Origin of the sequence: Idiomarina sp. HB, from assembly GCF_048059115.1 — a bacterium.
Taxonomy (GTDB): domain Bacteria; phylum Pseudomonadota; class Gammaproteobacteria; order Enterobacterales; family Alteromonadaceae; genus Idiomarina; species Idiomarina abyssalis.
Window position 1 is genome coordinate 1,037,025 of the sequence record NZ_JAYLVU010000001.1, and the last position, 18,434, is coordinate 1,055,458.

The 18,434-nt window shown below is 46.3% G+C and carries 20 protein-coding genes and 2 tRNA genes; 4 read left to right on the forward strand and 18 right to left on the reverse strand.

Annotated features, from left to right (window positions below; translation table 11 throughout):
- Positions 1 to 98: 98 nt before the first annotated feature.
- The 16 genes from nadA to VBY75_RS05205 form a co-directional block, all read right to left on the reverse strand.
- Positions 99 to 1,139, reverse strand: a complete 1,041-nt coding sequence (nadA, locus tag VBY75_RS05130; RefSeq protein ID WP_222236712.1) for a quinolinate synthase NadA — start codon at positions 1,137 to 1,139, stop codon at positions 99 to 101.
- Between the two features lie 89 nt (positions 1,140 to 1,228).
- Positions 1,229 to 1,304: transfer RNA gene (locus tag VBY75_RS05135), tRNA-Lys, on the reverse strand.
- Between the two features lie 31 nt (positions 1,305 to 1,335).
- Positions 1,336 to 1,411: transfer RNA gene (locus tag VBY75_RS05140), tRNA-Lys, on the reverse strand.
- Positions 1,412 to 1,542: 131 nt separating this feature from the next.
- Positions 1,543 to 2,301 (reverse strand): tol-pal system protein YbgF, encoded by a 759-nt coding sequence (ybgF, locus tag VBY75_RS05145; protein ID WP_222236711.1) that lies wholly within the window; start codon positions 2,299 to 2,301, stop codon positions 1,543 to 1,545.
- A gap of 21 nt (positions 2,302 to 2,322) precedes the next feature.
- Entirely contained in the window at positions 2,323 to 2,859 is a 537-nt protein-coding gene (gene pal, locus VBY75_RS05150) for a peptidoglycan-associated lipoprotein Pal (RefSeq protein ID WP_054486859.1), read from the reverse strand.
- Positions 2,860 to 2,910: 51 nt separating this feature from the next.
- The gene (tolB, locus tag VBY75_RS05155) at positions 2,911 to 4,260 is read right to left on the reverse strand and encodes a Tol-Pal system beta propeller repeat protein TolB (protein ID WP_054486857.1); all 1,350 of its coding nucleotides are present in this window, start codon (positions 4,258 to 4,260) and stop codon (positions 2,911 to 2,913) included.
- An 11-nt stretch (positions 4,261 to 4,271) separates the two neighbouring features.
- The gene (gene tolA, locus VBY75_RS05160; RefSeq protein WP_416511355.1) at positions 4,272 to 5,189 is read right to left on the reverse strand and encodes a cell envelope integrity protein TolA; all 918 of its coding nucleotides are present in this window, start codon (positions 5,187 to 5,189) and stop codon (positions 4,272 to 4,274) included.
- A gap of 2 nt (positions 5,190 to 5,191) precedes the next feature.
- The gene (gene tolR / locus VBY75_RS05165) at positions 5,192 to 5,620 is read right to left on the reverse strand and encodes a protein TolR (protein ID WP_054486855.1); all 429 of its coding nucleotides are present in this window, start codon (positions 5,618 to 5,620) and stop codon (positions 5,192 to 5,194) included.
- Entirely contained in the window at positions 5,617 to 6,327 is a 711-nt protein-coding gene (tolQ, locus tag VBY75_RS05170; protein ID WP_054486853.1) for a protein TolQ, read from the reverse strand. The genes tolR and tolQ overlap by 4 nt, the downstream gene beginning before the upstream one ends.
- A gap of 3 nt (positions 6,328 to 6,330) precedes the next feature.
- A complete protein-coding gene (gene ybgC, locus VBY75_RS05175; protein WP_287817663.1) occupies positions 6,331 to 6,741 on the reverse strand; it encodes a tol-pal system-associated acyl-CoA thioesterase in 411 nt (136 codons plus the stop codon).
- 397 nt (positions 6,742 to 7,138) lie between these two features.
- A complete protein-coding gene (gene ruvB / locus VBY75_RS05180) occupies positions 7,139 to 8,158 on the reverse strand; it encodes a Holliday junction branch migration DNA helicase RuvB (RefSeq protein WP_054486848.1) in 1,020 nt (339 codons plus the stop codon).
- Between the two features lie 9 nt (positions 8,159 to 8,167).
- Positions 8,168 to 8,785 carry a Holliday junction branch migration protein RuvA gene (ruvA, locus tag VBY75_RS05185; protein ID WP_199493046.1) on the reverse strand — a complete coding sequence of 206 codons (618 nt, stop codon included), beginning with the start codon at positions 8,783 to 8,785 and terminating at the stop codon, positions 8,168 to 8,170.
- 12 nt (positions 8,786 to 8,797) lie between these two features.
- Complete coding sequence (gene ruvC, locus VBY75_RS05190; protein ID WP_416511360.1) at positions 8,798 to 9,334, reverse strand: crossover junction endodeoxyribonuclease RuvC; 537 nt, start codon at positions 9,332 to 9,334, stop codon at positions 8,798 to 8,800.
- The gene (locus VBY75_RS05195) at positions 9,335 to 10,084 is read right to left on the reverse strand and encodes a YebC/PmpR family DNA-binding transcriptional regulator (protein ID WP_416511362.1); all 750 of its coding nucleotides are present in this window, start codon (positions 10,082 to 10,084) and stop codon (positions 9,335 to 9,337) included.
- Positions 10,085 to 10,100: 16 nt separating this feature from the next.
- Positions 10,101 to 11,870 (reverse strand): aspartate--tRNA ligase, encoded by a 1,770-nt coding sequence (aspS, locus tag VBY75_RS05200; RefSeq protein WP_416511364.1) that lies wholly within the window; start codon positions 11,868 to 11,870, stop codon positions 10,101 to 10,103.
- A 74-nt stretch (positions 11,871 to 11,944) separates the two neighbouring features.
- Positions 11,945 to 13,375, reverse strand: a complete 1,431-nt coding sequence (locus tag VBY75_RS05205; RefSeq protein WP_244994821.1) for a diguanylate cyclase domain-containing protein — start codon at positions 13,373 to 13,375, stop codon at positions 11,945 to 11,947.
- A 116-nt stretch (positions 13,376 to 13,491) separates the two neighbouring features.
- Here VBY75_RS05205 and cmoA point away from each other — a divergent pair, with 116 nt between their 5' ends.
- The 3 genes from cmoA to VBY75_RS05220 are packed head-to-tail and all read left to right on the forward strand — an operon-like array spanning position 13,492 to position 16,119.
- Entirely contained in the window at positions 13,492 to 14,223 is a 732-nt protein-coding gene (cmoA, locus tag VBY75_RS05210; protein ID WP_054486838.1) for a carboxy-S-adenosyl-L-methionine synthase CmoA, read from the forward strand.
- 8 nt (positions 14,224 to 14,231) lie between these two features.
- Positions 14,232 to 15,203: a tRNA 5-methoxyuridine(34)/uridine 5-oxyacetic acid(34) synthase CmoB gene (gene cmoB / locus VBY75_RS05215; RefSeq protein WP_416511367.1), complete on the forward strand. Its 972-nt coding sequence runs from the start codon at positions 14,232 to 14,234 to the stop codon at positions 15,201 to 15,203.
- A gap of 22 nt (positions 15,204 to 15,225) precedes the next feature.
- Positions 15,226 to 16,119, forward strand: a complete 894-nt coding sequence (locus VBY75_RS05220) for a LysR family transcriptional regulator (protein WP_199493050.1) — start codon at positions 15,226 to 15,228, stop codon at positions 16,117 to 16,119.
- A gap of 5 nt (positions 16,120 to 16,124) precedes the next feature.
- On the opposite strand, the gene galU is transcribed toward VBY75_RS05220, so the two are convergent.
- Positions 16,125 to 17,009, reverse strand: coding sequence for a UTP--glucose-1-phosphate uridylyltransferase GalU (galU, locus tag VBY75_RS05225; RefSeq protein ID WP_054486831.1), 885 nt, complete (start codon positions 17,007 to 17,009; stop codon positions 16,125 to 16,127).
- A gap of 103 nt (positions 17,010 to 17,112) precedes the next feature.
- Between galU and VBY75_RS05230 the strand changes: the two genes are divergently transcribed.
- Positions 17,113 to 17,424: a DUF6170 family protein gene (locus tag VBY75_RS05230; protein WP_199493051.1), complete on the forward strand. Its 312-nt coding sequence runs from the start codon at positions 17,113 to 17,115 to the stop codon at positions 17,422 to 17,424.
- Here VBY75_RS05230 and VBY75_RS05235 read toward each other — a convergent pair.
- Positions 17,393 to 18,382 (reverse strand): response regulator, encoded by a 990-nt coding sequence (locus VBY75_RS05235; RefSeq protein WP_054486827.1) that lies wholly within the window; start codon positions 18,380 to 18,382, stop codon positions 17,393 to 17,395. The genes VBY75_RS05230 and VBY75_RS05235 overlap by 32 nt on opposite strands.
- Positions 18,383 to 18,434 lie beyond the last annotated feature (52 nt).

The window sequence follows — 18,434 nt, forward strand, 5'->3', positions numbered from 1 at the left end:
ATGCAGTTGTGCAGTTCGGTAGGCGATGCATTTATGGCGACTATAAATATCTTGTATAAGCGAGGAATAAAAAAGGCTCCCGAAGGAGCCTGTCTTAGTTATTTTAAGCTTGCCGAAAATTCCAGCATTCGGTCCAGTGGTACCATAGCTTTTTTACCTAAGGTTTCGTCGACATGTATTTCATGAGCCTCACCACCTTCGGTAAGTGCTTCTTCAATTGCTTTTAACCCGTTCATGGCCATCCATGGACAATGCGCACAGCTGCGGCAAGTTGCACCGTTTCCGGCTGTAGGTGCTTCAATAAAGGTTTTATTCGGCTGAAGCTGCTGCATTTTGTAGAAAATGCCTTTGTCTGTCGCCACAATAAAGGTTTCGTTAGGTAATTCCTGACTCGCCTTAATGAGCTGCGATGTTGAGCCTACTGCATCAGCCATAGCGACAATATTTTCCGGTGACTCAGGATGAACAAGAACTGCAGCCTCCGGATGGAGCTTTTTCATGTCCTCCAATGCCTTTGCCTTAAATTCATCATGCACCACACAAGCGCCTTGCCACAACAGCATATCTGCACCAGTTTCACGTGCGATATAACCACCTAAGTGACGGTCAGGAGCCCAAAGTATTTTCTCGCCTTTAGCATCCAGGTGGTCGACAAGCTCAAGCGCCATGCTGGAAGTTACTACCCAGTCTGCACGAGCTTTAACTGCTGCCGAAGTATTCGCATAGACAACGACTGTCCGGTCTGGATGTTGATCACAGAATTCCGAAAACTTTTCAGGAGGGCAACCAAGATCAAGCGAGCACTCCGCTTTTAATGTTGGCATCAGTACTTGCTTTTCAGGTGTCAAAATTTTCGCCGTTTCACCCATAAAGCGAACACCGGCGACAATCAACTTCTTCGCCGGATGGTCACGACCGAACCGAGCCATTTCTAAAGAGTCCGCCACACAACCACCGGTTTCTTCAGCTAGAGCCTGAATATCAGGGTCGGTGTAATAGTGAGCCACCAACACAGCATCTTCATTAATCAGAAGCTGCTTAATACGATTAATTGTCTCTGATTTTTCTTTCGCACTTAACGGCTTAGGTTTAGGCGGAAAAGTATAATCAAGGCTATCCAGAGTTTGAATCTCGGTCATGATACTACGGCTTATTTTCCAAGTGTTCTTAATAAGTGGGGCTTATTATAGCTGAATTCAAGATGTGCTTGTAGCAAAGTAATTAGGAGTGGTGGGTTGTGCAGGATTCGAACCTGCGACCAATTGATTAAAAGTCAACTGCTCTACCAACTGAGCTAACAACCCATATTCTGATAGATAATATTAATTGGCGACGTGGTGGGTTGTGCAGGATTCGAACCTGCGACCAATTGATTAAAAGTCAACTGCTCTACCAACTGAGCTAACAACCCAACGCCAATTTTGCTGCCGTTTCTGCTTGGCAACGGCGGCATAGTTTACTGAAATAGTGCGCGTATGCAACTGAAAATTGAAAAAAACCGTGCAACTGCTCAAATCACGAACACATGTTGCTCAGTTGTTACTAATTAAGGCGCTGTTTTGCCAAATTAGCTTCGGTACTATCTGGGTATTCTTTGACCACTTGTTCATAATAAGCCTTAGCATCTGCCGACTTATTCTGTTCACTAGCTATAACACCTAGTTTCAGCAAGCAATCGCCACGCTTATTACTATCCGGGTAATCGTTTACAACAGTCTCAAATTGCTGTTTCGCTTCGTTGTATTCACGTTTTGCAAAAAACAACTGCCCGAGCCAGTAATGCGCATTTGCCGCATAGGTCGAATTTGGGAAGTTTTTAAGAAAGGACTGAAATGCGGGTATCGCATCATCATAACGTTTATCTTCAAGAACTAATGCAATAGCCTTGTCGTAAGCGTCATTCTCACTCAAGTTTGGAGAATAGCTGCTGCCGTCTGTTTGTGTAGGAACCTGCTCTAGATCGTCATAGTTGCCAGTCACTTCATTACTCTGACTATTGTTCTGCTTCAAATTACTGAAGCGACGATCAATTTCCTGATACAGCTCGCGCTGGCGCTCTAAAAGTTGCTCCAGACGATACTCATGCTCTTCGGTTATGCCTCTTAACTCAGCAACATCTTGCTGCAGAGAGCCTAACTGATTCAGCATTTTAAGCTGAGCGTCTGAGCGAGCTTCGAGCATACGCTCAATTTGCTCGAGACGTTGCTCAACATCACCTGAAGAAGACAATCCAGAAACAGGTGCCTGAGCCATAACAGCCCCAGGCACACACAAACATACAGCTAACAGCGTTTTTCTCATGTACTATCCGCTTTTCTTAGATTAGTAAACTAAAACGGCACGACGGTTTTTGGCGTATGCACGTTCGTTTGATTCGTTTACCATCGGCTTCTCTTCACCATATGACACAGTAGAGGTTTGAGAATCCTGAACACCTAAGTTATGCAGGTAGTTTTCAACCGCTTGAGCACGACGCTCACCCAACGCAATGTTGTACTCAGGTGTACCGCGTTCATCGGTATGACCTTCAATAACAACTTTTACAGACGGGTTTTTCACTAAGTAGTCAGCGTGAGCTGACAACAAGTCAGTGTATTCTGACTGGATGTTAGATTTGTCAAAAGCGAAGTAAACGATGTGTTCTTTACGTAACGCTTCCATTTTCTCTTGACGTTCTTCTTCCATTGTTTTAGCGCGCTCTGCTGCTCCAGTTTGAACACCAGAGTCTTGCTCAGCTTGTTGATTGGTCTCTTGACCTGCACCTGCACCTGAATCAGTTTCTTGATTTGAGCTACAAGCGGCCAGAGTTGCCATTGGTACAACGATTGCCAGAGCTTTAAAAAGTTTATTAAGCTGCATCCTTTTCGTCCTTATCGTTTTATCGAACAATTTAACCATTCAGGCTGTGTTTTACATGTATGGCGACCAAGCCGGTGACTTCACTTCACCATCGGTTGCCGGTAACCGTGCTTTAAAACGCCCATCGATAGAAACCAATGCCAGTACTTGTTTGTTATTATGCGTTGTACTGTAAATAACCATACTGCCATTTGGTGCCACACTGGGTGACTCATCTAATGCCGTTTTTGTTAAAACTTGCATATTCCCACGCGGGAATTCTTGTTTAGCGATATGGTAGTTGCCTCGTGTTCTGTTAACTAAAACCATATCCTTGCCAGACGGTACTATTGTACCACCTAAATTCTGTTCACCTTCAAAGGTTAACCTACGAACCTGGCCTGATGATAAATTTACGCTATATAACTGTGGTCTGCCACCTCTTTCTGAGGTGAAAATTAAGGATTCACCATCAGGCGTCCAGTTAGGCTCTGTATCAATCGTACGATTACGAGTGATACGTTGCAAGTCCTTCGTATTAATATCAAATACATAAAGCTCAGGATTACCATCCTTTGATAACACCATAGCTAATTTTTTACCATCTGGCGAGAAAACCGGACTCCCGTTAATACCCGGAAACGACGTTGTCTTTTCCCGACGGGTGGTGTAGATGTCCTGTATGAATATTTCTGCCGTTTTGTTCTCAAAGCTGACGTACGCAAGCTTGTTTCCATCAGGAGACCAGGACGGTGACATGAGAGGCTCCGGGCTACGGAGTAGGATTTTCTCATTCGCGCCGTCATAATCCGCTACTGCCAGTTTATAAGGATAACGGTCTTCGTGATTCACTGTCACATAAGCAATTTTAGTCATAAAGGCGCCGCGTTCACCCGTTAACGCCTCATAAACCACATCGGAAATTCGATGCGCATAAGAACGAAACTGGTCGCCATCGATAACGCTTGAGCGAGAATCGAGAATATGATCATTACTCTGAACTAATTCGCCATTGCGTAACATCTGCGAATTACCGCCAGTAATTTGTCCTCTTAGCACATCAATAACTTCAAACTTAACCATGTAACGATCAACAGAGTATGGCTCTATCGAACCCACTAAAATCGCCTCAACTCCCATTTTCGCCCATGCAGAGTAATCAATGTCGTCATCTGCAGCCGGACGTTGCGGCATGGCGCTTGAAGGAATTGGATTAAACTTACCACTGCGCATCAAGTCAGCCGCAATTACGTCGGTAAGCTCGCTCGGAGCTTCACCTTCGCCCTTCCATTCAAACGGCACAACCGCAATTGGTCGTGCGGTATCAATACCTTCCGTGATGACGATTTCCAATACCCCTGCGCGAGCAAAAGCTGTTAGCGCAACAAAGAGTAATAAGCTGTTAATTAATATTTTTTTCATCGGTCACCTTGTTACAACTGCGGTTTTACAGTCAGTTTAATCGTACTCATTTGTTCATAAATCTCTGGATCTTCAGAAACAGGCAAGGTTGTCGCCTTCAATACCGCGTTCTGGGCTGAGCGACAAACGTTCGCATCGCCACGACCTGTGTCTACTGACTTAACGAACCCACTCGGTGCAACCCTGATAGTCAACTCACAAGACTTACCACGCATCGAGTCATCAACATTCCAGTTACGCTGAATAGTTTGCTGAATAAGTACCTGATACTTTTCAACTTCACTCATCACTTGTTGACGTCGTGCTGCCTGACGCCGGGCTCGTTCTTCTTCCATCTCTTTTTGCAATTGAGCTTCACGCTCTGCTGCTTCACGCTCCGCTTGCTCGCGCTTGCGGCGTTCTTCCTCGCGCTTCCGCCGCTCTTCTTCAGCTCGGCGCTCAGCCTCTTCTGCTTCGCGCTTACGCCGCTCCGCTTCTTTTGCGGCAGCTTCTGCTTTAGCTCTTTCCTGGGCTAACCGTTCCGCTTCTTTTTTCTCTCGCTCAGCCTGCTGTCTCGCTTTTTCAGCTTCCTGCCTTTCCAGCTCTTGCTGACGCTGAATCTCTTTTCTACGCTGCTCTTCTCGCTCACGAGCTTTACGAGCTTCCTCGGCTTGTCTTTCCAGTCTTTCTATTCGACGTTGCTCAGCCGCTTCTTGTTCAGCTTTTTTCTGTCGAATTTTATCGGCCTGTTGCTGTACTTTCGATTTATCAACAGTAACTGCGCTGACAATTTCCTCAGACATGTCGAGTTCACTTTGATCAAGGTTGACTTCCATCGCTTCAGGCGTTGATGGTGTAAATTCAAAACTGATCAACAACACACCGGCTATCACGGTATGAATCGCAATCGAATATATCAGCGGTAAGGTTAAGCTATCTGATTTTGCCACAACTAATTATCCGACGAATCTGTCATTAAACCGACTGAAGGCACACCAGCTCTTTGCAGTAACACCATCAGCTGCACAATTTGGTTATACGATACCGCACCATCACCGTTCACCATTACGGGTGTATCGGGTTCAACTTGTAAATGCGCCGCAACCAGTGTTGCTAACTCGTCCGCCTGCATAGGCGTGTCCTTGCTATCACCCTGATTGAGGTAATACCGGCCTTCAGCATCAACTGACGCGACGAGTGGCGGTTTACTTTCCTCAGAAAGTGGCTCTGCGGTTGCTTTTGGTAAATCGACCTTAACACCCTGCGTAATTAATGGCGCTGTTACCATGAAAATAATAAGCAGAACCAACATCACGTCGATATAAGGAACCACATTAATTTCCGCAACCGGCTTACGACGCTTGCGCGGCATTACCATCATACCGTTTCGCCCTCTACTTTATTCTTGCCTGCCTGCGCCGAAGACTGACGTTGTAATATCGAGATGAATTCATCAATAAAGTTCATGTATTGATTATCAACTTTTTCAACGGTTGTCGTAAATCGGTTGTATGCAATAACGGCCGGTATAGCAGCGAAAAGACCCATAGCGGTAGCGATAAGTGCTTCAGCGATTCCCGGAGCAACCATAGCTAATGTTGCTTGCTGTACGGCACCTAAAGCGATAAAAGCGTTCATAATGCCCCAAACGGTTCCAAACAAGCCGATATAGGGGCTGATAGAACCAATGGTCGCAAGAATTCCCAGGTTATTATCTAACTTCTCAGTTTCTCTGGCGTGTGCAACACGCATTGCACGAAACGCACCTTCAAGCATTGTTTGTGTATTTGTCGTTGAATGGTTGCGCAGCCGGGCATACTCTTTAAAGCCGGCATGAAATAATAACTCCATACCTCGCGCATTTTTCGCACGGGCCGAAATTTCCTGATAAAGGCGAGCAAGATCGACGCCCGACCAAAAGCGGTCTTCAAATTTTAGCGCATCGTTTCGTGCTTGCTTCAGCACTTTCTTGCGCTGAAAAATTAGCACCCAGCCCCAGACTGACATCGCCAATAACATTACCATTACCAGCTTTACTAATAAGCTGGCCTGCATGAATAAATCAATAAACGATAACTCTGCTTGCACGCTTTAAACCCCTGACTGAATACGCGAAATTATCGGTTCCGGAATAGCAACAGCACGCATTGCCTGATTATCAATGCAAGCGGCTACAACTGTTGCCTGGCAATGCACCTTGCCATCCTTCGCCAAAACTTTTTGTTCGAAAACCAATGAAGCTTTCTTTATTTGTGTAACTTTTACAGTCACATTCAACTCGGCATTAAACTTTGCTGCCAGTCGTAAATCGAGTTCGACCTTACGAACCACAAAAGCGATATTGTGAGCTAACCAAGTATCCTGTTCAATCCCTAACGATCGTAACCACTCTGTTCGTGCTCTTTCAATAAACTTGAGATAGTTGGCATAATAAACGATACCACCTGCATCCGTATCTTCGTAGTAAACACGAATCGGCCATTCAAAGTCACAATGAGACATTACCACCTCAAGTAAAGTTCCGAAAAGTTACTGTTGTGTAATATTTTGTAAAGAAGCCTTCAAAACTGTCACTGGTCACTTTATCAACAGACTTTTTTTTATGACAGTATTGAAACACAAAAATAACAACATGTTGTTTTTTATAAACTTTATTTCATTGTTATAAATATGTTGCGCTTTTTTTAGTCAACAAAAGCCAATTCCAGATTAGTTTTTTTAATTCGAACATCTAATTTTTCTTGTTTGATCAGAATCAGATTAACCTTATAATACTCAGCATATCAAAGACAAAGAGATTGGTTGTCACTTTTTCTGAGATTGTTTATTGAGTAATAGTTCCCTGGATTTAACTTCCTTCTTGTTGTTCTGTTTGCCCGCACATTGTGCGGGCTTTTTTTTATTTCTCAGGCTTTAACCCAAAATGCTGATAAGCGCGTGGCGTAGCTATCCGGCCTCTGGGGGTGCGTTGTAAGAAGCCTTGTTGAATCAGGTAAGGTTCAAGCACATCTTCAATTGTATCTTTCTCTTCACCTATTGCCGCCGCCAAATTATCTAACCCTACCGGTCCACCGGTAAATTTTTCCATAATGGCTAATAACAGCTTCCGATCCATATAATCAAAACCAGCCTGGTCAACATCCACCATGGTTAAAGCTGCATTTGCAGTGGCTTCATCAACATCACCATTACCTCTGACCTCAGCGTAATCCCGTACTCGGCGCAAAAGTCGATTGGCGATACGAGGCGTACCTCTGGAGCGACGGGCTATCTCCCTTGCGCCTCCATCCAGCATTCGGACATTCATAAAGTGAGCGGAGCGCGCTACGATGTCCGTTAATTCATTAACATCGTAAAACTCAAGACGTTGAACAATACCGAAACGATCCCTAAGTGGTGAAGTTAACGCTCCCGCCCGGGTCGTTGCACCAATTAACGTAAAAGGTGGTAAATCCAATTTGATAGAGCGGGCAGCCGGACCTTCGCCTATCATGATATCCAGTTGGTAATCTTCCATGGCAGGATAGAGAATTTCTTCAACAACGGGACTCAGCCGATGAATCTCATCAATAAATAAAACATCGTGTGCTTCCAGGTTTGTCAATAGGGCCGCCAAGTCTCCGGCTTTTTCGAGAACAGGTCCTGACGTTGTTTTAATACTGACATCCAACTCGTTAGCGACAATGTTTGCGAGTGTGGTTTTCCCCAACCCTGGCGGACCAAATATCAATAAATGGTCAAGAGCTTCCTGACGTTTACGCGCGGCCTCAATAAAAATGCCCATTTGCTCAACCACGTGCTTCTGGCCGGTATATTCCGCCAAAGCTTTGGGTCGTATAGCACGGTCAACGGCTTCATCTTCACCTTGTACATCGGGCTCAATGAGGCGTTGAGTGGGTATCTGATCGGCTTCAATCATTGGACTTCCTTACGACAGCTGTTTTAGCGCCAGTCGAATCAAGGTCTCGCTATTATGTTCTGCAGAGTACACCTTTTGTAAGGCTTTTTCAGCTTGATTTTCTTTATAGCCAAGAGCCTGTAAAGCACTCACCGCATCTGCGCGTGCATCTGCCGGGTGCTCTCTGGCGTCTGTCCCCTGATTATCAAGCGGAGCGCTGTCAGTAAATGGTGTCGCGGGCTGCCAGTCTTTAAGACGGTCGCGCATTTCAATGACTAACCGCTCGGCGGTTTTCTTACCCACACCAGGAAGTTTCACCAGCCGGCTGACATCATTCTGGTTAACTGCAACAACGAACTCATCTGCCGACATACCCGATAAAATAGCCAATGCCAGTTTTGGACCTACCCCCTGAGTCTTTATCAGCAACCGAAACAATGAACGTTCGGAAGAGGAAATAAAGCCATAAAGTAACTGAGCATCTTCCCGCACCACAAAATGAGTGATGAGTTTAATCGTCTCGCCTACTGCGGGCAGTTGATAAAAACACGTCATTGGCAATTGAATTTCGTAACCAACGCCCTGCACATCAAGCACGACCTCAGGTGGTTGTTTACTGGTAAGTACGCCCTGAATATGACCTATCACTTTTGTACTCCATTAACGCAGGCGCCCACGCACAGTTTTGCGCGCAGCACCTGCCATTTTTATCAAGTTTTGAGAGCTGTGAGCATGGCATAGGGCTACCGCTAACGCATCCGCTGCGTCTTCTTGCGGACACCGTTGCAAATTCAATAGTGCCATCACCATATGCTGCACCTGGGACTTCTCGGCACCGCCGTTCCCCACAACCGACTGCTTTATTTGGCGAGCAGAGTACTCTGCTACGGGAAGCTCAGCACAAGCAGCCGCTACTATTGCCGCGCCCCTGGCCTGTCCAAGCTTTAATGCCGAATCCGGGTTCTTTGCCATGAATACCTGCTCTATTGCAAACTCGTCAGGTTTAAACTGAGTGATTAATTCACTCACACTGTCGTATATGCGGCGAAGTTTTTCGGCTAATGTCAGCGGCTCAGCGCGGCTTCCGATAACTTTTATACAGCCGCTGCCTAAATAGCTTAGCTGCCTACCGCGCTGTTCAATAACACCATACCCCGTTAACCTTGAGCCCGGGTCAATACCCAGAATAATGGCCACTTAGTCGTCCAGCCGTGCAATTATCTCATCTGAGATATCGGCGTTATGATAGACATTTTGAACGTCATCCAGGTCTTCAAGTGCATCCAGTAATTTTAAGAAGGTTCTTGCAGATTCTTCATCTAAGTCAACTCGAGTATCAGGCACCTGAGTCACTTCGGCGTTACTGGCTTCTAAATCTTTTTCATCCAGAGCGTCTTTTACGGAACCGAATTTTTCCGGTGAGGTCATGACATCGATACCGCTGCCCTCGTAGGTAATAAGATCTTCTGCACCAGCTTCAAGTGCGGGCTCCATGAGCTGCTCTTCGGTAACCTCTGCAGGGTAGCTAATCACGCCTTTCTTATTAAATAAGTAAGCAACCGAACCGTCTGTGCCCAAATTGCCTCCAAATTTAGTGAATGCATGACGAACATCGGAAACCGTCCGGTTGCGGTTGTCGGTCATGCACTCCAGCAATACAGCGACACCATTAGGGCCATAGCCTTCATAGGTCAGCTCATCAAGATTATCGCCTTCAAGATCACCAGAGCCGCGCTTTACTGCGGTATCTATGGTGTCGCGCTTCATGTTATTCGATAAGGCTTTATCGATAGCAGCACGTAAGCGAGGGTTGGTTTCAGGGTCTCCGCCCCCTTCACGAGCGGAAACCGTAATTTCACGTATTAATTTAGTAAAAATTTTGCCGCGCTTAGCATCCTGCGCGGCTTTTCGGTGCTTAATATTAGACCATTTGGAATGACCAGCCATATTTCACCCTTGTTGGTTATTCGTCTTCCTCTACCATACTTTTTACGCCCAACTCTTGCAACGCAGCGGGGTTTGCAGCGCCTGGCGCATCGGTAAGGACACAAGCTGCGGTCGTTGTTTTAGGAAAAGCGATAACATCACGAATTGAGGTTGCGCCAACCATCAACATAACCAGACGATCCAGACCAAAAGCTAGGCCAGCATGCGGCGGCGTACCGTACTTTAACGCTTCCAGGAGGAAGCCGAATTTTTCCTGAGCTTCGTCTTTTTCAATACCTAATACTTCAAACACCGCTTGCTGCATAGCGTTTTCGTGGATACGAACCGAACCACCACCTAACTCAACACCATTTAATACCATGTCATAGGCATTTGAAATAGCGGCTGCCGGGTTGGCTTTTAATTCTTCCGGAGTCACATTGACCGGTGCGGTGAAGGGGTGGTGTAACGCGGCCAGGCTGCCATCGTCAGCGACTTCGAACATTGGGAAGTCAACGACCCATAGCGGTTTCCACTCATTACTGACAAGTTCAAAGTCTTTACCTAACTTCAGGCGTAAAGCACCCAGAGCTTCAGCAACAACGTTCGCCTTATCGGCACCAAAGAACAAAACATCACCAGTTTGTGCTTCAGTGCGCTCTAGTAATGGCTCAATCACTTCATCCGGCAGGAACTTAAGAATAGGCGACTGCAACCCGTCACGGCCTGCACTGCGGTCATTCACTTTAATCCAGGCCAAACCTTTGGCGCCATAAATACCAACAAACTGAGTGTATTCATCAATCATTTTGCGTGAAACGTTCTCAGCCTGCCCCGGTAAACGAATGGCAGCAACACGGCCATCTTCGTCATTCGCCGGACCAGAGAAGACTTTGAACTCAACGTCTTTTAAGACATCAGCAACATCCACCAACTCCAACGGGTTACGCAAGTCTGGCTTGTCACTACCAAAACGGCGCATGGCTTCATGCCAGGTCATGCTGGGGAATTCACCCAAGTCCACGTCAAGTAATTGTTTGAACAGGTCTCGAGCCATCTGCTCGGTAATTTGCATGACCTGCTCTGCACTCATGAACGAGGTTTCAATATCAATTTGAGTGAATTCAGGCTGACGGTCAGCACGCAAGTCTTCGTCGCGGAAGCATTTAACAATTTGGTAATAACGATCAAAGCCCGACATCATCAGCAGTTGTTTAAACAGCTGAGGGCTTTGCGGCAACGCGAAAAAGCGACCTTTGTGGGTACGGCTTGGCACCAGATAGTCACGCGCACCTTCCGGCGTTGCACGCGTTAACATAGGGGTTTCAATATCCAGAAAACCACTGTCATCCAGAAAACGGCGCACCGCGCTGGTTACTTTCGCACGAAACTGCAATTTTTCATTCATTTGCGGACGACGTAAATCAAGGTAGCGATAACGCAGTCGTGCTTCTTCGCTCACTTGCTGGTTGAAGTCGATAGGGAGAGGTTCAGAGCGACTTAGAATTTCTAAATCGGTTGCCAGCAGTTCGACTTCGCCGGTAGCCATGTTTTTATTGACCTGGCTTTCCGGGCGACGGTTAACTTTACCACTTAAGCGAACGCAGAATTCCTGACGCAGGCTATTTGCTGTCTCAAATAACGCTTTTTGGTCCGGGTCGAAAACGACCTGCAGCATCCCTTCACGGTCACGCAGATCAATAAAAATTAGGCCGCCTAAGTCACGGCGTTTATTGACCCAACCACATAGCGTGACCTCTTGTCCCGCCAATTCAGCATTTATTTGTCCACAGTAATGAGTTCGCATGCGCGTTTATCCTGCTAGCTGTTGCAATGAATGTTTTTACGAAGCGCAACATTATAGCGGACTGACGCCGAATGTCATCCGTCGTCGCCAGCCAGACGCACATCATTTTTACCAGCGGCCTTGGCACGGTACATCGCCTTGTCCGCCGAACGTAATAAATCGTCTGAGGTTAATCCATGCTGGGGGTAAAGGCTGACCCCAATAGACACACTGATATCCAGCGACTTTTTCTTCACTTTGTAGGGCTTTGCCAACTGCACAACTAGCTTACGCGATACCGCCAGTGCGGACCCAACATTATTCGCCGTCGGAAGAATCACTACGAACTCATCACCGCCATGACGACATACCGTATCTGATCGGCGTAAAAGACTGCTCATGCGGTGCGCAGCCTGTACCAGTAGCTCATCACCATAACTGTGACCAAAATCGTCGTTAATCTTTTTAAAACCATCGAGATCCAGAAACAGAACAGCGAATGGCTTTCCGGTTCTTTCGTTTTGACTTAAAGTCTGCTCCAGTCGGTCCTGCATTAAGTTTCTGTTGGGAAGACCCGTCAATTCATCGTGAGTTGCGATATGTCGAATTTGTCTTTCGGCAGCTTTGCGTAACTTAATTTCCTTACGCAGCCGACTGTTCCAGACCGCAAAGCTAACAATGATTAACAAAACAACTGAGCCCACTTTCATAGCAATGTCCAGAAGCTCTTTATTACTCCAGCCCTGCTCTAGCTCAAAACCATACCATTTCTGTTTAAGCTGACTTTTCTCACTTTCAGTAACTGAGTCAATACCACCATTCAGCGCCATAACCAGTGGCTTCCAGTCTTCCCTAACGCCTAAATAAAGCTCTTCACCCTGAGTATCGTCAATAACCGAAAGCTTTGCGCCCGGCAGAGGTCTTCGCTGCAGTTCGTAGACCAGCATAGGCAGACTGTCGACATAATAATCAACACCACTATTGCGTATTAAATTCAAACCTTCGCGAATTCCATCAACCTGAATAAGCTGAATACCTCTCAACTGAGACAACTGTGACTCTATGCTGTAGCCTTCAACCACACCAACTTTACTATCACTTAACTGATTTAAACCAATACTTCCCTCGCTAGCTTGTTGATTTACCGGGGAAATTGCAGCCCATGGCATTGACCAATAGCTTTGAGTAAAGTCCATAAACTGATTGCGTTCGACTGAGTATGACACACTGGTCAGAACATCAATTTCTTTCGCCTTGATGGCGTTCAGGCATTGCTGCCATGCCCCACAAGGTTTCCAAACAATTTCTACCGCCAAATCGCGAGTAAACTTTTCCAGTAAATCGACATCCAGACCTTCGGCTTTGCCATCTTCAAAAGACACCAAAGGCGCCAACTGATCGGGCACTCCGACACGAATTTCTTTATAGTCTTCCAGCCACCTCTCGGGTTGGCTGGCATAGCTACTCGATAACGTCACCGAAAATGCAGCGAAAAAGGCACTGACGATAGCCAAAACTCGATTCAATGTACTCTCCTCCCGGACTAATGGCCGAATTTTAGTCCAATATTGCCTGTGCGTCTGTCTCATTTATCGGTAAAATACCAATAAATCTAAGCCATTTATTGAATAAAAGTAGCTTTATGACGCAACACGACACGTTATTTGCAAAACCTTTACCCAGCATTTCCGACTTTTGTTTCGATCAACAAGTCGTGGAAGTCTTTCCGGATATGATAAACCGTTCGGTGCCGGGCTACTCAAGTATATTACAAACTCTGCCTCAATTGGTGAGCCGTTACGTTCAGCCAAATTCCAATTTGTACGATCTAGGGTGTTCCCTTGGCGCAGCTACACTTGCTATGCGCAAAGGTTGCGAACAGACAAGTCACTGCCGAATTATTGGTGTAGATAACTCCCAACCAATGATAGAGCGCGCAAGGTTACATTTGGAGGGTTTTAAAAGCCAGATCCCTGCAGAACTTCATTGTCAGGACTTAGCTGAAACCGACATTGAGAATGCTTCTGTGGTTGTATTAAACTTTACCCTACAGTTCATTCCACAAGAGAAGAGAAACGACATTATTCAACGTATCTTTGACGGCATGAACAATGGCGGAGCCCTGTTATTGGCAGAAAAGGTGCGCCACAGCGATGCTAATATGAATGATGTACTTGTCGATTTGCACCACAACTTTAAACGCGCTAATGGCTATAGCGAACTGGAGATCAGCCAGAAACGTGCAGCTATCGAAAATGTCATGAAAGTCGATACATTAGAAGACCATATGCAACGCTTTCAGGATGCAGGCTTTCGACACAGTACAGTCTGGTTCCAGTGCTTTAATTTTGCAGCAATGCTCGCGGTTAAATAAGGAATACTATGATCGATTTTAGCAAGGAGCTCCGTGCACTTCTGCAAAGCCCGCACGCTCAATGGCTCGATACCTTAGCGCCACAGCTTACCGCTTTTAAGAATAACCCTCATGGTAACTTAAAACGTTGGCAGCGCGTTCTACAGCAATTGCCCGAGTTAAACGCTGAACATACCGAGCTATCTGATACCATTCAGGTTGGTCACTCTGATGAGGCATCCGATGCCGACCGGGCTCGTTTAACGGGGTTACTCCAGCAGTTACAGCCCTGGCGCAAAGGTCCTTTCAACTTATTTGGTGTTTTTATTGACACCGAATGGCGTTCAGACTGGAAGTGGCAGCGCGTTGCACCTCATTTAGACGACTTAAATGGCCGTCAGGTACTGGATGTCGGATGTGGCAGTGGCTACCACTTGTGGCGCATGCTTGAAGCAGGTGCCGAAGCGGTTTGGGGCGTTGACCCCGGCGAGCTTTTTCTTATGCAATTTCGGGCTATTCGCCAACTGATGCCGTTGGCCTTACAACAGCGCGCACATTTTTTCCCGGTTGGTATTGAGCAAATGCCCGAGCTAAAAAGCTTTGACACCGTTTTTAGCATGGGCGTACTTTACCACCGCCGTTCACCCATCGACTTTTTGCAGCAGCTAAAATCGTTAATTCGTCCTGGCGGCCAGCTGGTATTAGAAACCATTGTTGTTGAGGGTGACGAAACAACCGTGATGATGCCCGGTGAGCGCTACGCACAGATGCGCAATGTATGGTTTCTGCCAAGTGCCCGTGCGCTATCTGTTTGGTTAGAGCGGCTCGGCTTTAAAGATATCGCTATTGTTGATCACAACACCACATCTTTAGACGAACAAAGACGAACGCAGTGGATGACAGGAGAATCTTTAGCGGACTTTCTTGATCCAAATGACACCAATATGACTATTGAAGGTTACCAAGCACCGATTCGGGCGGTAATTACTGCCCGGGTTTAACGCCCACCGGAGTAGAATCTAAATGAGTGTTTATCGACCCAAGTCGACCATTGAACAATGGCGCATATTGCAAGCGGTCGTTGACTATGGCGGTTATGCCCACGCCGCTGAAGCCTTGAATAAAAGCCAATCATCACTGAATCACGCAGTAGCAAAACTGCAACAAGTGGTTGGTGTTCAATTGCTTGAGGTCAAAGGCAGAAAGGCTCACTTAACCACCGCTGGCGAGGTTTTACTGCGGCGTTCCCGTCAGCTAACTAACCTTACAGAAGAGATAGAACAGCTTGCTGATAACCTGGAACAAGGCTGGGAACCCGAAGTAAAGCTTGCTCTGGAAATGGTTTTTGACCGTAGTCAGCTCATTCCTGTTCTTAATGAGTTTCAGCAGCTAAGTCGCGGCAGTCGTCTTCTCATTAACGACACAGTCTTAACCGGTACTGTAGAACAAATTCAGGAACAGACCGCCGATGTCGTGATCACTCATCATTTGCCCCGCGGATTTATTGGTGAGCCCATCAGTCAATACAGTATGGATCTCGTCTGTCACCCTGAGCACCCTTTAGCTGACTTACCGCAACCTATTGATCAAAATGAATTGTCTCAGCATTTACAAATTGTTATTCAAGACACCGGCAGTAACCCGGTCGAAGATGAAGGCTGGTTGAAAGCTGAACAACGTTGGACCGTCAGTCACTTCGATGAGGCTTTAAGGCTTATTCGCAACGGACTCGGCTTCTGTTGGCTGCCACCCTATGTCGTTCAGGAAGATCTGGATTCCGGCAGACTGAGTCGCATAGAAATTGAAGGGAGCAGTTCGCGCAAAGGCAGTTTGTATATGGTGCTACCCAAAGCCGAGCAGACCGGCCCTTGTGCAAAAACTTTAGCGGAACTGATACTCAAGCATCAGCCCCGCTGACGCAGTTATTTCAAAGACTTTATGTAGGCTTTCATATCGTCACCCAAATCCGGGTGACGTAGCGCGTGCTCAACAAAAGCCTGAGCATAGCCTAGCTTATTACCGCAGTCGTGACTTTTTCCCTTCATGTAGTAAGCATTTACCGGCTGCTTTTCAAGCAACATTGCCATAGCATCGGTCAACTGAATTTCATTGCCGGCACCAACAGGCGTCTTTTCAAGCAGCGGCCATAAGTCAGCCGAGAAAACATAACGCCCGACAACAGCGAGATCAGATGGCGCTTCTTTAACTGGCGGTTTCTCAACTAACTGTGTAATTTCCGCTTGCTCACCCGGCTTAAGGTCTGCGCCATTAATGTCTGCAATACCATAATTACTGACATCCTGTTGCGGCACCTTTTCAACCATTACCTGCGAATGGCCACTTTCTTCAAAGTTTTTAACCATTTCTGCCAAATTATCTTTATTCAGTTTACAGCTGGCTTCATCAACCAAAACATCGGGCAGAACAACCGCAAAAGGTTCATCCCCAATTAAAGGACGAGCACAAAGCACCGCATGCCCCAGTCCCTTAGCAACGCCTTGACGGACATGCATAATAGTGGTTTTCTCTGGGCAAATGGCTTTTACCTCAGCCAACAGCTGACGTTTTACGCGCTGTTCTAAAGTCGTTTCCAGTTCAAAACTGGTATCGAAGTGATTTTCTATGGAGTTTTTACTTGAGTGAGTCACTAAAATAACATCCGTCAGCCCTGCTGCTGCGCACTCTTCAACAATATATTGAATCAGCGGACGGTCCACTAAAGGTAACATCTCTTTCGGGATGGCTTTGGTAGCGGGTAACATCCGAGTTCCGAGCCCGGCTACTGGAATAACGACTTTTTTGACCATAACAGCTGTCCTTAAATTCTGTTCGCTTCAGAAGCGGAAGTTTATAACCTTTTCCCATGTTATAATGCAACCCAATTAACAAAATTCAAATGAAAGACTGACTATGGCTTTGTATTTTTCTTCGCGTAACATCCCGCAACTATCCCGGTACAGCTTTACTGAACGCGCTATGATTTTGTCCATGGCACAGGAAAAGATGCCGGTTCCCCGTCGCCTCATTTGCAATATGGCCAAACTGGTGCCTATTTGTCTTATTTTCTTCTTTATTGTCGAAGTTGAGGGATGGTGGAAAGTTCCGGCGTTGTTGGCCGCCGGTATTGGGTATCCATTATTTACTCAGCCCATTAATCTGAATATGTCATTACCTTATCTGGATAGAGCCATTAAGCAGTTTGAGGCACAGCACTCACAATAAGTTCGGTGCCCTGAAAAGCGCAGTGTAACTTGTGTAAATATTCAATTTTGTGCTCACGAAAGTTAGCGTGTTGCCAGATACCGAGAGCCAAATCAGGTTTAGCGCCCGGCTCAGGTTTAAATTTATCCCCGGCCTGAGCCCATACCCAACTGTGTTTTTGTGTATCCACCACGCCAACCAGAGTGTCGAATGCGGTTCTGACTTGTGAATGGCATAGTTCGTGGTTCAAGTGGCTTAATAACACGCCCGGCGACAGCAGAGTGTCATCATGGCCGGATAAATGTTGTCTTATCAGTGGATCAATCAATGTTTTTAATACCAGCAGCGGCAGCAAATTCTGCTCTGTCGCATTCTGCGCGGCAGCCATAATAACCAGCACTTTACCATCAGTTAAAGGCCTGTAATCAACCCAAACCGGTGCTTGCCCAATATCATTAAAGCTACAGTCAAACCGGTAATCGTTAAGGCTTAAAACTCCGTCGGGGTGTAGCTCTTCTACCAGGCGGCCGACTATCAAGTCGTCCTGATAAAGGATGTCAATGTGTGCATCTAACTCCCAAACATCGTGCAGGTAGGTTTCTTCCAACTGATAACGGCGTAAGCAATGCTCAACCGCATTTTCAATAATATCCAGGCTTTGAATTGGTTTTACGAGATAGTCCCAGGCTCCCAGTCGCACGGCTTCGCGTATGTCTGACATTTTCTCCGAAGCGGAAATAACAATAATTGGAATGTGGGTGCAGACTTTTAGAAGTTGCTCAATGACCTCAAGACCATCAATATCCGGCAGCTTTAAGTCACAAAGGACAATATCAGGACACTGGGTACGGCAAATTTCAATTCCCTCAATACCATTATCAGCACAGCACACATCGTATCCGTTCTTTTCCAGATACTGTCTGACAACAGACTGGAAGACGGGATCATCTTCAATTAGTGCGATGTGTGCTCGGGGCATGGTCTACTCTTTGCTTTGACTCATACCCTAAGCATTGTTCAGGAATGGCTAA